Origin of the sequence: Nocardioides panaciterrulae, from assembly GCF_013409645.1 — a bacterium.
Lineage (GTDB): Bacteria > Actinomycetota > Actinomycetes > Propionibacteriales > Nocardioidaceae > Nocardioides > Nocardioides panaciterrulae.
Genome location: NZ_JACCBG010000001.1, coordinates 3,615,458 through 3,628,450, shown reverse-complemented (window position 1 = coordinate 3,628,450; position 12,993 = coordinate 3,615,458). Strand labels below are relative to the sequence as shown.

Below are 12,993 nucleotides of genomic sequence, written 5' to 3'. Positions count from 1 at the left end.
GAATGTCTATGGTCAATCTCATGACGGACCTGGAGGACGGCGCCGAGCCGGAGCAGACGATCGACCTGGCGGCGTTGCGGGAGGAGTACTCCCGGGCCGGGCTGGCGGAGTCCGACCTCGAGCCGGACCCGCTGGCCATGTTCGACCGGTGGCTGCGCGAGGCCCTCGCGGCGGACCTCTACGACGCCAACGCGATGGTGGTCGCGACCGTCGGCGCGGACTTCGCGCCGTCGTCGCGGATGGTGCTGCTCAAGGGGGTCTCCTCGCGCGGCTTCGTGTTCTACACCAACACCGGCTCGCGCAAGGGGCGCGAGCTCGCGGGCAACCCGCGCTGCGCGCTGCTCTTCCCGTGGCACCCGCTGGAGCGCCAGGTGCGGGTCGACGGGGTGGCCACGCCGCTGGGCCGGGACGCGGTCGAGGAGTACTTCGCCTCCCGGCCGCGGAAGTCCCGGCTGGGCGCCTGGGCCTCGCACCAGTCCCACCCGGTCCGCGGCCGCGACGAGCTGCAGCAGGCGTTCGAGGACGCGGAGCGGCGGTTCCCCGAGGAGGTGCCGGCGCCGGAGGAGTGGGGCGGGTACGTCGTACGCCCCGAGGTGATCGAGTTCTGGCAGGGCCGGCCCGGGCGGATGCACGACCGGCTGGTCTACCGGCGCGAGGGCGACGTCTGGCGGACCGAGCGGCTGGCGCCGTAGGCGGAATCGCGTGGACGGGCGCCCGCGGGGCTGATTGGCTCAGGTCATGCACCCGGACCCCGTCGTACCACCCAAGGCCGCCCCCGGAGACCGGGTCGCGATCCTCTCCCCGTCCTTCGCGGCGCCGGGCTTCGCGCCGGAGGTGCACGAGCAGGCGATGCGGCGGCTGGTGGAGGTCACCGGGTTGGTGCCGGTCGAGTACCCGACGACCAGGCGCCTCGGGGCCTCGGCGGCGGACCGGGCGGCGGACCTGAACGCCGCCTTCGCCGACCCCCGGATCCGGGCGGTGCTGGCGACGATCGGCGGTGAGGACCAGATCACGGTGGTGCCGCACCTCGACCCCGAGCTGGTGCGCGCCGACCCGAAGCCGTTCCTGGGCTACAGCGACAACACCAACCTGCTCAACTGGCTGTGGCAGCAGGGCGTGGCCGGGTTCTACGGCGGCTCCACCCAGGTGCAGCTCGGCCCCGGGCCGGCCGTCGACGACGTCCAGCTCGCGTCGCTGCGCGCGGCCCTGCTCACCGGTGGGCGCCTGGAGGTCACCGAGCCGGGGGAGTCGGAGGACTTCGGCAAGGACTGGCGCGACCCCCTGGCCCTGAGCGAGTACGGCGACCGCGAGCCGACCGAGCCCTGGACGTGGGCCGGGCCGGCCCGCAGCGTCACCGGCCGGACCTGGGGCGGCTGCATCGAGGTCGTGCAGTGGATCCTGACCGCGGGGCGCTTCCCGCCGGACCCGTCGGTGCTCGAGGGTGGGGTGCTGCTGCTGGAGACCTCCGAGGAGCTCATCCCCGCGCAGGAGTTCGGCTGGATCGCGCGCTCGCTCGGGGAGCGGGGCCTGCTCGCCGCGGTCGACGCGGTCGTGGTGGCCCGGCCGCCCAGCACCAGCTTCGAGGTGCAGCGGACCCCCGAGGAGCGGGCCCGGTGGCGGGCCGAGCAGCGCGACGTGGCCATCGAGACCGTGCAGCGCTACAACCCCGACGCCGTGGTCGTGGTGGGCATGCCGTTCGGCCACACCCGGCCGCAGTGGATCCTGCCGTACGGCGGCGCCGTGACCGTGGACGCCGTCGAGCGGCGGGTGTGGGCCGACTACTCCTGAGCCCGCCGGTCCAGCCCCCACCCGGGCCCGATCCGCAGCCGTGGTCGGCGTACACCGATATCGAGTTGTGAGTGAGCGCTCACTCACTTAGTCTGACCGCATGACCCCCCGCGCCACCGCGATGACCGCCGAGGACCGCCGCAAGGCGATCGTCGACGTCCTGATCCCGCTCATCGTCGACTCGGGCGGGGAGGTCAGCACCCGGGAGATCGCGGAGGCGGCCGGCATCGCCGAGGGCACGATCTTCCGGGTCTTCCCGGACAAGAGGAGCCTGATGCTGGCCGCGGCGGAGGAGGCCATCAACCCCGCCGACGGCCAGGCCGACTTCGACCGGGCGATGGCCGGGGTGCAGGGCCTGCGGCCCAAGGTGGTCGTCGCGACCGAGCGGGTGCTGCAGCGGATGCGGATGACGATGACCGTGATGATGGCCGCGCGCGTGCACCTGATGGCCGCCCACGAGGAGCACGAGCGGGAGCGGGACGGCAAGGGCCACCTGGGTCCGCCGCCGTTCGTGCTGAAGGCCCAGGACGACCTGCACCGCCGGCTCGTCGGGCTGTTCGAGCCGCACCGCGACGAGCTCGCGGTCGCCCCGGACGTCGCCGCGATCGCGCTGCGCTCGCTGATCTTCGGTGCCAGCCGGCCCGAGCTCGGCATGGCCCCCGTGCTCACCCCCGACCAGATCGCGGACCTGCTGCTCGACGGCGTCCGCCGGAGGGAGATCTGATGCTGCTCCGCCTGCTCCGCAGCCACCTGCGGCCCTACCGCGCGTGGCTGGGCATCATCGTCGTCCTGCAGTTCGTGAGCGTGCTGGCGATGCTCTACCTCCCGAGCCTGAACGCCGACATCATCGACAACGGCGTCATCCGCGGCGACACCGGCTACATCGTCCGCACCGGCGCGCTGATGCTGAGCGTCTCGCTCGCCCAGATCGTCTGCTCGGTCGGTGCGGTGTGGTTCGGCGCCCGCACCGCCATGGGCTTCGGCCGCGACGTGCGCGGCGCGATCTTCCACCGGGTCGGCACCTTCTCCCAGCGCGAGCTCCAGGACTTCGGCGCGCCCTCGCTGATCACCCGCAGCACCAACGACGTGCAGCAGGTGCAGATGCTGGTGCTGATGGCCTGCACGATCGCGGTCTCCTCGCCAATCATGATGGTCGGCGGCGTGATCATGGCGCTGCGCGAGGACCGCGGGCTGGGCTGGATCCTCGCGGTCGTCGTACCCGCGCTGTTCCTCAGCGTCGGCCTGGTGGTCAGCCGGATGGTGCCGAGCTTCCGCAAGATGCAGGCGCGCATCGACGAGGTCAACCGGGTGCTGCGCGAGCAGATCACCGGCATCCGCGTCGTCCGCGCCTTCGTGCGCGAGCCCCACGAGACCGAGCGGTTCGCCACCGCGAACGGCGACCTGACCCAGGTCGCGATCCGGGCCGGTCGCTGGATGGCGACGATGTTCCCGCTGGTGATGCTGGTCGTGAACGTCTCCAGCGTCGCCGTCATCTGGTTCGGCGGCCACCGCGTCGACACCGGCCAGATGCAGGTCGGGGCGCTGACCGCCTTCCTGTCCTACCTGATGCAGATCCTGATGTCGGTGATGATGGCGACCTTCATGCTGATGATGGTGCCGCGCTCCTCGGTGTGCGGCGACCGCATCGTCGAGGTCCTCGACACCGAGACCTCGGTGGTCCCGTCCGCCGAGCCGGTGGCGCCGGACCCGGACCGGCGCGGCTGGCTCGACCTCGACGACGTGGTGTTCTCCTACCCCGGTGCCGAGGCCCCGGTGCTCGACCACGTCCGGCTGCGCGCCCGCCCCGGGCAGACGGTCGCGGTGATCGGCTCGACCGGCGCCGGCAAGTCCACGCTGGTCAACCTGGTGCCCCGGCTCTTCGACGCCACCGGCGGCACGGTCTCGGTCGGCGGGGTCGACGTACGCCACCTCGAACCCGACCTGCTCTGGGCCCAGATCGGCCTGGTGCCCCAGAAGGCCTGGCTGTTCAGCGGCACGGTCGCCAGCAACCTGCGCCACGGCAAGCCCGACGCCACCGACGACGAGCTGTGGGCCGCACTCGAGATCGCGCAGGCGCGCGACTTCGTCGAGGCCATGCCCGACGGGCTCGACGCCGCGGTCAGCCAGGGCGGCACCAACTTCTCCGGCGGCCAGCGGCAGCGGCTGGCGATCGCGCGGGCGCTCGTGCGCCGGCCGGCGATCTATCTCTTCGACGACTCCTTCTCCGCCCTGGACCTCGCCACCGACGCCCGGCTGCGCGCCGCGCTCGGCCCGGTCACCACCGACGCGACCGTGCTGATCGTGGCCCAGCGGGTCTCCACGATCATCGACGCCGACCTGATCCTCGTGCTCGAGGACGGGCGGGTCGTCGGCCGCGGCACCCACGAGCAATTGCTCGAGGACTGCGAGACCTACCAGGAGATCGTGGACTCCCAGCTCACCAGTGAGGACGCGGCATGAGCGCCACCACCGACGGCAACGCCCCGCACGGCCGGGGTCCGGACGGCCGGGGTCCCGGCGGGCGGGGTCCGGACGGGCAGGGTCCCGACGGCCAGGCTCCGGAGGACCGGGGTGCTGGTGGCCGGGCCCCCAAGGGCAGGGCGCTGGCCGCCACCGAACGCATCCAGGCCGGGCCCGGGCCCGGCCGGGGCCCGATGGGCGGCGGCATGGTCGGCCAGAAGGCGATGGAGTTCGGCCCGTCCGCGAAGCGGATGATCGCCCGGATGCGTCCCGAGCGGGGCAAGGCGATCCTCGTCGTGGTGCTCGGCGTCACCAGCGTGGTGCTGATGTCGGTGGGGCCTCGGATCCTGGGCCGCGCCACCGACCTGGTCTTCGCCGGCCTGATCGGCCGCCACCTGCCCGCCGGGCTGACCCAGCAGCAGGCGGTCGAGGCTCTCCGGGCCCAGGGGCAGGACAAGCGCGCGGACCTGCTCGCGGGCATGCCCCACGTCGTCCCGGGCCAGGGCGTCGACTTCGACGCGGTCCGCAACGTGCTGCTGTTCGTGCTCGCGATCTACGCCGGCGCCGCGCTGCTCGGCTGGCTGCAGGGCTTCGTGCTCAACACGGTCGTGCAGAACACCGTCTACCGGATGCGTCAGGACGTCGAGGCTAAGATCAACCGGCTGCCGCTCGGCTACTTCGACCGCTCCCCGCGCGGCGAGCTGCTCAGCCGGGTCACCAACGACATCGACAACGTCAGCCAGACCCTGCAGCAGACGATGAGCCAGCTGCTGACCTCGCTGCTCACGGTCGTCGGCGTGCTGGCGATGATGCTCTGGATCTCGCCGCTGCTCGCGCTGCTGGCGCTGGTGTCGGTCCCGGCCTCGCTGCTGGTGACCCGCGCGATCATGAAGCGCTCCCAGGGACAGTTCGTGGCGCAGTGGCGCCGTACCGGCACCCTGAACGCGCACATCGAGGAGACCTTCTCCGGCCACGCGCTGGTCAAGGTGTTCGGCCGGCAGCCGGAGGTCGAGCAGACCTTCGCCGAGGAGAATGAGGAGCTCTACAAGGTCAGCTTCGGCGCGCAGTTCGTCTCGGGGCTGATCATGCCGTCGATGATGTTCATCGGGAACCTCAACTACGTCGTCATCGCCGTCGTCGGCGGCCTGCGGGTGGCCAGCGGGTCGCTGTCGCTCGGCGAGGTCCAGGCGTTCATCCAGTACACCCGGCAGTTCACCCAGCCGCTGACCACCGTCGCCTCGATGATGAACCTGCTGCAGTCCGGCGTCGCCTCGGCCGAGCGGGTCTTCGAGCTGCTCGACGCCGAGGAGGAGCCCACGGACGCCCCGGTGACCGCGACCCCGGCGGCCCGCCGCGGCGAGGTCGCCTTCGAGCACGTCGGCTTCGCGTACGACGAGGACCAGCCGCTGATCCGCGACCTCTCGCTGGTGGCCCGGCCCGGGCAGACCGTGGCGATCGTCGGGCCCACCGGCGCCGGCAAGACCACGCTGGTCAACCTGGTGATGCGCTTCTACGACGTCGACGCCGGCCGGATCACGATCGACGGTGTGGACATCACCGCGATGCCGCGGGCCGCGCTGCGCGGCCAGATCGGGATGGTCCTGCAGGACACCTGGCTCTTCGGCGGCACCATCCACGACAACATCGCCTACGGCCGCCCGGGCGCCACCGACGAGCAGGTGCTGGCGGCCGCCCGGGCGACGTTCGTGGACCGGTTCGTGCACTCGCTGCCGGACGGCTACGACACGGTGATCGACGAGGAGGGCAGCAACCTCTCGGCGGGGGAGCGGCAGCTGGTGACGATCGCCCGCGCGTTCCTGACCGACCCGGCGCTGCTGATCCTCGACGAGGCTACGTCCTCGGTCGACACCCGCACCGAGCTGCTGGTGCAGCAGGCGATGTCGGCGCTGCGCTCGGACCGCACCAGCTTCGTGATCGCGCACCGGCTCTCCACGATCCGCGACGCGGACCTGATCCTGGTCATGGAGCACGGCGACATCGTGGAGCAGGGCACCCACGAGGAGCTGCTCGCCGCGGGTGGCGCCTACGCCCGCCTGCACGACGCCCAGTTCGCCGCGCCCGTCGCCTGAGCGGTCGGGCGTGCCGGGCCGGTCGCGGGGGGTGGGTGCGTTCAATTGTTTGGAGATCGGCCCGCTACTGCTGGGTAACCCCCCGACTTCCGAGCAATTGTTCCCGCGAGGGTCGCACGTGCAGCCGACCCGGACCCCGTGGGCCCGGACCCGGTGACCCGATGAACCCGGGGAAAAGTGGTTGAAGGGTCCGGGAAGCGGGCCTACCGTGGTGGCACACGGGAAAGGAGGTGGTCCGGAAGATGAAGTCTTGTTGGACGCGTGAGGTGGCTGCCCGCTAGCAGCAACCGCGTGAGCGAAGTACTGCTCGCGAATCCACAGCAGCTACCCGACCCGCAGGCGATCCGGTCGTCACGTCCACCGGAGCGGGCCTCCTCGGAGGTTCACGCCTGCGGGTCGCTGCATGTCCGGGACGGTCCGGTGCTGTGTCCCGGGCCACGTTGGTTGTCATCGTCAACCAAAGAGAATATAGTTGCTGGCGGCAACCTTCTACTCCCCGTGAATCGAGCTCCCGTGTCCCACGCTGCACCACTCGCACCCGCCTCGGCCGAGGCCGAGGTGCGGATGTCGCACCGCGAGGTGCTCGAGGCCCTCAGCGGCCTCCTGCTCGCGATGTTCGTCGCGATGCTCTCCAGCACGATCGTCTCCAACGCGCTGCCCACGATCGTGTCCGACCTGCACGGCAACCAGACCGGCTACACCTGGGTCGTGGTCGCGACGCTGCTGACGATGACCGCGACCACGCCGATCTGGGGCAAGCTCGCCGACCTGTTCAGCAAGAAGCTGCTGGTGCAGACCGCGCTGGTGATCTTCTCGATCGGCTCGATCATCGCCGGCTTCGCCAACTCGATGGGCATGCTGATCGGCGCCCGCGCGATCCAGGGCCTCGGCGTCGGCGGCCTGACCGCGCTGGTCCAGGTCGTGATCGCCTCGATGGTGACCCCCCGCGAGCGCGGCCGCTACTCCGGCTACCTGGGCGCGGTGTTCGCGCTGGCCACGGTCTCCGGCCCGCTGATCGGCGGCCTGCTCGTGGACACGGTGGGCTGGCAGTGGTGCTTCTTCGCGGGGCTCCCGGTGGCGGTCCTGGCGTTCGTGGTCCTGCAGAAGACCCTGCACCTGCCCGTGGTCAAGCGCGAGGTGCACATCGACTACCTCGGCGCGCTGCTGATCGTCGGCGGCGTGTCGGTCCTGCTGGTCTGGGTCTCCCTCGGTGGCCAGCAGTTCGCCTGGAACTCCGCGCTGAGCTGGGCCCTGGTGTCGTTGGCCGTGGTGATCCTTGGCCTGGCCGTGCTGGTCGAGGCGAGGTTCGCCGTCGAGCCGGTGGTGCCGCTGCGGCTGTTCAGGGACCGTACGACGAGCCTGGCGACCCTGGCCTCGGTGCTGATCGGCGTCGCGATGTTCGGCTCCACGGTCTACCTGAGCCTCTACTTCCAGCGCGCCCGCGGCATGAGCCCGACCGACGCCGGCCTGATGTCGGTGTGCATGGTCGGCGGCCTGTTCGTCTCCAGCATCGTCTCCGGCCGGATCATCTCGACCACCGGCATCTGGAAGCGCTGGCTGGTCGGCGGCATGGCCACGGTGATCGTCGGGATCGGCCTGCTGTCCACGATCGACGCGACCATCGCGCTGTGGCGGGTGGGCCTGTACATGGCCGTGCTCGGCGTCGGCCTCGGGGCCACGATGCAGAACCTCGTGCTGGCCGTGCAGAACAACACCGCGCAGGCCGACATGGGCGCGGCCTCCTCCGTGGTCGCCTTCTTCCGCTCGCTGGGCGGCTCGATCGGCATCTCGGCGCTCGGCGCGATCCTGGCCCACCGCGTGGCCGCGTCGCTGTCCGAGGGCCTGCCCGCGCTGGCCGCGCTGGCCCGGCAGGACCCCGCGATCGGGAAGGAGCTGGCGGACTTCCAGTCCCGCACCCGAGGCGGCAGCATCCCCGACCCCAACACGCTGGGCGCGCACGTGCGCGGCCTCTTCGAGAGCGCGTTCGGTGACGCCACCGGCCGCATCTTCCTGGTCGCGCTGCCCTTCGCGGTCGCGGCGTTCATCTGCGTGCTGTTCATCCGCGAGGTGCCGCTGCGCACCACGATCGAGCACGAGGACGAGCTCGCCCGGGAGACCGCCGGCGTCGCTCCCGCCGCGGAGGTGACCCCGGTCGGGAGCCTCCCCGCGGACCCGGTCGGGAGCCTCCCCGAGGAGCTGGACGAGGGCGTGACCGAGGGCGTGGCCCCGCGATGAGCACCGCCACCCGGACCGGTCGCGTGGAGTCGCTGCGACTGCTCGAGCACGAGGTCAGCGTGATGCTGCGCCGGATCCGCCGGGTGCTCGCCGAGCGGGCCCGGGCGGTGCACCCGGAGCTGCAGAGCGGGTCGTACCTCATGCTCGCCTACCTCGCCGACCTCGGCGCGATGCGGGCCTCGGCCATCGCCGACGGGCTGTGCCTGGACAAGGGGGCGGTGAGCCGGCAGCTGCAGCACCTCGAGGAGATCGGCCTGGTCGACCGGGCGCCGGACCCGGAGGACCGCCGGGCCACGCTGGTCTCGGCCAGCGCCGATGCCGTGCACCGGATCGGCGAGGTCGCCTCCGAGCGGCGACGGTGGCTCGACGACCGGATGGGCGACTGGTCCGACGACGACCTCGCGTCGTTCGCCGCCCAGCTGGGCCGCTACAACGCCACGCTCGACGACCGGCCGTAACCCGGCCTACCCACACACGCAGACGGCGCCCACCCCCAGCGGGGTGGGCGCCGTCCTGCTCGGGTCGTCAGCTGACCCCCGGGCCTACAGATCAGCCGAGCCAGACCGCGGTGTCGGCGGGCAGCGTGCCGTCGACGGGCCCGCTGGCCAGCAGGACCTCGCCCTCGGGGAGCGCGACCGGCTCGGTGCCGCAGTTGAGGACCGCGGTGACCGGGCCCCGGCGGAAGGCCAGCACGTCGGCTCCCAGGTCGAGCATCTCCACCTCGTCGCCGGCGGAGGTCGCGAACCCACGACGGGCCGACAGCGCCTTCCGGTAGAACGAGAGCGTCGAGTCCGGGTCGCCGGCCTGCGCCTCGACCGTGATCGCCTCCCAGTCCGGCGGCTGCGGGATCCACGGGTGGCCGTCGCCGGAGCCGAACGCGAACGGCGGCCGGTCCCCGCCCCAGGGCAGCGGCACCCGGCAGCCGTCGCGGCCGGGCTCGCCGGTGCGGAACCAGGACGGGTCCTGACGGAACTCCGGCTCCACCTCGGCCTGCTCCAGGCCCAGCTCCTCGCCCTGGTAGAGGTACGACGAGCCGGGCAGCGCCAGCATCGTCATGGTCGCCGCCTTCGCGCGGGCCAGGCCCTGCGCGCCGCCGCCGTACCTGGTCACGTGGCGGACCACGTCGTGGTTGCTGAGCACCCAGGTCGGCGTCGCGCCGACCGGGCGCAGCGCGTCGAAGGTGCCGGTGATGACCGCAGCGAACTCCTGCGCCGACCACGGCGCGAGCAGCCAGGCGAAGTTGAACGACTGGTTCATCTCGTCGGGGCGCACGAAGCGGGCCATCGACTCGGGGGTCTGGGTCCACGCCTCGGCGACGTCCATCCGCTGCCCGTCGTACTTGTCGAGGATCCGCCGCCAGCGCCGGTAGACCTCGTGCACCTCGGGCTGGTCCCACATCGGCTCGTCGCGCATCCGGCGCTCGACCATGCTGCTGTCCCCGGCGGCCTGGGCGGGCTCGTCGGCGACCACCTGGTCGCGCAGGCTCTCCTCCTTGAACAGGCCATGGGCGACGTCGACGCGGAACCCGTCGACACCCCGGTCGAGCCAGAAGGTCAGCACGTCCTCGAACATGTCGCCGACCTCGGGGTTGCGCCAGTCGAGGTCGGGCTGGGTGCTGTCGAAGAGGTGGAGGTACCACTCGGCGGGTCGTCCGGAGCCTGGCGACGGGTCCTCGACCCGGGTCCACGCCGGGCCGCCGAAGACCGACTCCCAGTTGTTCGGCGGCTCGGCGCCGTCGGCGCCGCGGCCGGGCCGGAAGAGGTAGCGGGCCCGCTCGGGGCTGCCCGGCCCGGCGGCCAGCGCCGCGCGGAACCACGGGTGCGCATCCGAGGTGTGGTTGGGCACCAGGTCGACGATCAGCCGCAGGCCCAGGTCGTGGGCGGTCGCGATCAGGTCGTCGGCGTCGCTGAGCCGGCCGAACAGCGGGTCGACGTCGCAGTAGTCGGCGACGTCGTAGCCGTGGTCCTTCTGGGGGGAGGTGTAGAACGGCGTGATCCACAGGGCGTCGACGCCGAGGTCGCGCAGGTACGGCAGCCGCGCGGTGATGCCGGGCAGGTCACCGATCCCGTCGCCGTTGCCGTCGGCGAAGCTGCGCACGTAGACCTGGTAGACGGTCGCGTGCCGCCACCACTCGGTTTGATCGTTCCAACCCATGCGGGCAAGTGTCCCAGATCCGGGCCGACCCGCGTCAACTCGCCGGCCGCCGCGGGGCCCTCCCGGCGGTCAGCCGAAGACGGCCGGGTCGACGGCGATCCACAGGTGCTCGGCGCGGGCCACCACCCGGCCGTCGGCGTCGTAGAGCGCCGAGGCGGTGAAGGTCTTGCGACCCTCCTGGCCGCGGGCCAGGCCGACCAGCACGTGCTCCTCGCCGATCACCGGCAGCGCGTCGACCCGGGCGGTCATGCTCGCCAGCACCATCAGCCGCTCGGTGAGGTCGCCGGCCCAGCCGCCGATGCAGTCGAGCGCCGCCCAGGTCGCGGCGAGCGACGCGCGAGGGTGCTCGTCGGCGTACGGGTGGAAGTCCTCGCCGACGCTCGGGTGCGGGGACCAGGTCGCGGCGACACGGACCTGCCCGTCCTGGTCGGCGACCCGGCCGGGGAAGATCCGGAGCCCGTCGCCCTCCTCGCGGTCCACGCCGCAGGAGAAGCAGGTCGGGAACGGGTGGAAGGCCAGCCCGGGGTACGTCGCGGACGCGGCCCGGGCCTCGGCCGCACCGACCGGCTCGACCGTGACCGGGTGCTCGTCGACGACGCTCGCCGAGGCCACGACCGCACCGCTGGTGGTCGCGACCTTCGCGCCGTCGTCGCTGTGCACCGGCATCGGGGTGTCCAGCGGCGGGGGCTGGCGCAGCGCGACCCGGATCGTCGGCCACGACCGGCACCGGTCCTCGGGGCAGTCCTGGTCGATCAGCCCCGCCAGCGCGCCGGCGGTCCAGCCGCCGTTGCCCGAGGACGGCGGCCCGCAGAACCGCTTCGGGACGATGAGGTCCGGGCTCGTGGTCATCGGCGGATCTGCTCCCAACGGTCCAGCGCCTCCTGGCGCTCCTGCTTGTGGTCGACGACCGGGGCAGGGTAGTCGACCCGGCCCCGGGTCTGCGGGTCGGGCTCGTGCGGGTCCGCCACGACGTCCGGGTCGGCGAGCTCGGGCACCCAGCGCCGGATGTAGCCGCCGTGGGGGTCGAACTTGCGGCCCTGAGCGGTGGGGTTGAAGACCCGGAAGAACGGCGAGGCGTCGGTGCCGCAGCCGGCGGTCCACTGCCAGCCGTGCTGGTTGGAGGCGAGGTCGCCGTCGACCAGCCAGCGCATGAAGTGGCGGGCGCCGTGCTGCCATTCCACGTGCAGGTCCTTGACCAGGAAGCTGGCCACGATCATCCGCACCCGGTTGTGCATCCAGCCGGTGGCGCGCAGCTGGCGCATGCCCGCGTCGACCACCGGGAAGCCCGTCCGGCCGCGCCGCCACGCCTCGAGCTGCGCGCCGGGCTCGTCGTACGCCATCCGCGCGAACTCGGGCTTGAGGTACTCCCGGGCGGTCTCGGGCCGGTGGAACAGCACGTCGGCGTAGAACTCGCGCCACGCGAGCTCCTTGCGGTAGGTGGCCGGCCCCGAGGACCGGAACCGGGCCAGGTCGGCCAGCATCGTGCGCGGGTGGATCTCGCCCCACTTCAGGTGCACCGACATCCGGGAGGTGCCGTCGACGGCCATCCGGTCGCGGCCGTCGTCGTAGTCCTCGACGACCTCGTCGAGGAACTCCCGCCACCGGCGCAGCGCCGCCCGCTCGCCCGCCTCCGGGAGGGCGAGCCCGTCCGGCAGCGCCGGGTCGGGGATCGCGGTGGTGTCCTCGAGGGACAGCCACGAGCCGCCGCTCGGGGGGTCGACCGGCCCGCGCCAGCCGTGCTCGGCCCACGCCCGGGAGAACGGGGTGAAGACCTTGTAGGGGTCGCCGGACCCGTTGGTCACCCGGCCCGGCGCGACGGCGTACGGCGACCCGGTGCGGACCAGCTCCACGCCGTGCCCGGCCAGCGCCTGCTCCACCTCCCGGTCGCGCCGCTGCCCGTAGGGGCCGTAGTCGGCGGCGACGTGCACCCGGGAGGCGCCGACCTCCCGGGCCGCGTGCACCAGCCGCGACACCGGGTCGCCGTGCACCACCGACAGCGAGGCGCGACGCTGCCGCAGCGAGGCGTCCAGCGACCGCAGCGACGCACCGAGGTAGCCGCGCCGGCTGGGCCCGGCCGGCCCCCACAGGTGGGGGTCGAGCACGAAGAGCGGGAGCACGTCGCCGTCCGCGGCGGCCTCGAGCAGGGCGGGGTTGTCGCCGAGGCGCAGGTCGCGGCGGAACCACATGACGGCGGCGGACATCGCGCCCACTCTGCCACGCCGTCCCCCGGGCCGCAGGGCGCGGAGCCGGGGTGGTCCGCGGCATG

10 protein-coding genes are annotated in these 12,993 nt (G+C 72.7%); 7 read left to right on the top strand and 3 right to left on the bottom strand.

The window, feature by feature from the left end:
- Nucleotides 1-20 precede the first annotated feature (20 nt).
- The 7 genes from pdxH to BJZ21_RS17250 all read left to right on the top strand — a co-directional run bounded on the left by pdxH (nucleotide 21) and on the right by BJZ21_RS17250 (nucleotide 9,031).
- Nucleotides 21-692: a pyridoxamine 5'-phosphate oxidase gene (gene pdxH, locus BJZ21_RS17280; protein ID WP_179664884.1), complete on the top strand. Its 672-nt coding sequence runs from the start codon at nucleotides 21-23 to the stop codon at nucleotides 690-692.
- A 46-nt stretch (nucleotides 693-738) separates the two neighbouring features.
- Nucleotides 739-1,788, top strand: a complete 1,050-nt coding sequence (locus tag BJZ21_RS17275; RefSeq protein WP_179664883.1) for a S66 family peptidase — start codon at nucleotides 739-741, stop codon at nucleotides 1,786-1,788.
- Nucleotides 1,789-1,888: 100 nt separating this feature from the next.
- Complete coding sequence (locus BJZ21_RS17270; protein WP_179664882.1) at nucleotides 1,889-2,512, top strand: TetR/AcrR family transcriptional regulator; 624 nt, start codon at nucleotides 1,889-1,891, stop codon at nucleotides 2,510-2,512.
- Nucleotides 2,512-4,248 (top strand): ABC transporter ATP-binding protein, encoded by a 1,737-nt coding sequence (locus BJZ21_RS17265; protein WP_179664881.1) that lies wholly within the window; start codon nucleotides 2,512-2,514, stop codon nucleotides 4,246-4,248. Before BJZ21_RS17270 ends, BJZ21_RS17265 begins: the two co-directional genes overlap by 1 nt.
- Before the next feature lie 194 nt (nucleotides 4,249-4,442).
- Nucleotides 4,443-6,338: an ABC transporter ATP-binding protein gene (locus BJZ21_RS17260; protein WP_179665770.1), complete on the top strand. Its 1,896-nt coding sequence runs from the start codon at nucleotides 4,443-4,445 to the stop codon at nucleotides 6,336-6,338.
- A gap of 513 nt (nucleotides 6,339-6,851) precedes the next feature.
- A complete protein-coding gene (locus BJZ21_RS17255) occupies nucleotides 6,852-8,573 on the top strand; it encodes an MDR family MFS transporter (RefSeq protein WP_343052195.1) in 1,722 nt (573 codons plus the stop codon).
- Nucleotides 8,570-9,031, top strand: a complete 462-nt coding sequence (locus tag BJZ21_RS17250) for a MarR family winged helix-turn-helix transcriptional regulator (protein WP_179664880.1) — start codon at nucleotides 8,570-8,572, stop codon at nucleotides 9,029-9,031. Before BJZ21_RS17255 ends, BJZ21_RS17250 begins: the two co-directional genes overlap by 4 nt.
- 91 nt (nucleotides 9,032-9,122) lie before the next feature.
- Here BJZ21_RS17250 and BJZ21_RS17245 read toward each other — a convergent pair whose 3' ends face one another.
- From BJZ21_RS17245 to BJZ21_RS17235, 3 genes are all read right to left on the bottom strand, one after another.
- Nucleotides 9,123-10,727: a glycoside hydrolase family 13 protein gene (locus BJZ21_RS17245; RefSeq protein ID WP_179664879.1), complete on the bottom strand. Its 1,605-nt coding sequence runs from the start codon at nucleotides 10,725-10,727 to the stop codon at nucleotides 9,123-9,125.
- A 69-nt stretch (nucleotides 10,728-10,796) separates the two neighbouring features.
- The gene (locus BJZ21_RS17240) at nucleotides 10,797-11,576 is read right to left on the bottom strand and encodes a hotdog family protein (protein ID WP_179664878.1); all 780 of its coding nucleotides are present in this window, start codon (nucleotides 11,574-11,576) and stop codon (nucleotides 10,797-10,799) included.
- Entirely contained in the window at nucleotides 11,573-12,928 is a 1,356-nt protein-coding gene (locus tag BJZ21_RS17235) for a cryptochrome/photolyase family protein (RefSeq protein ID WP_179664877.1), read from the bottom strand. Before BJZ21_RS17235 ends, BJZ21_RS17240 begins: the two co-directional genes overlap by 4 nt.
- Between the last annotated feature and the right edge of the window lie 65 nt (nucleotides 12,929-12,993).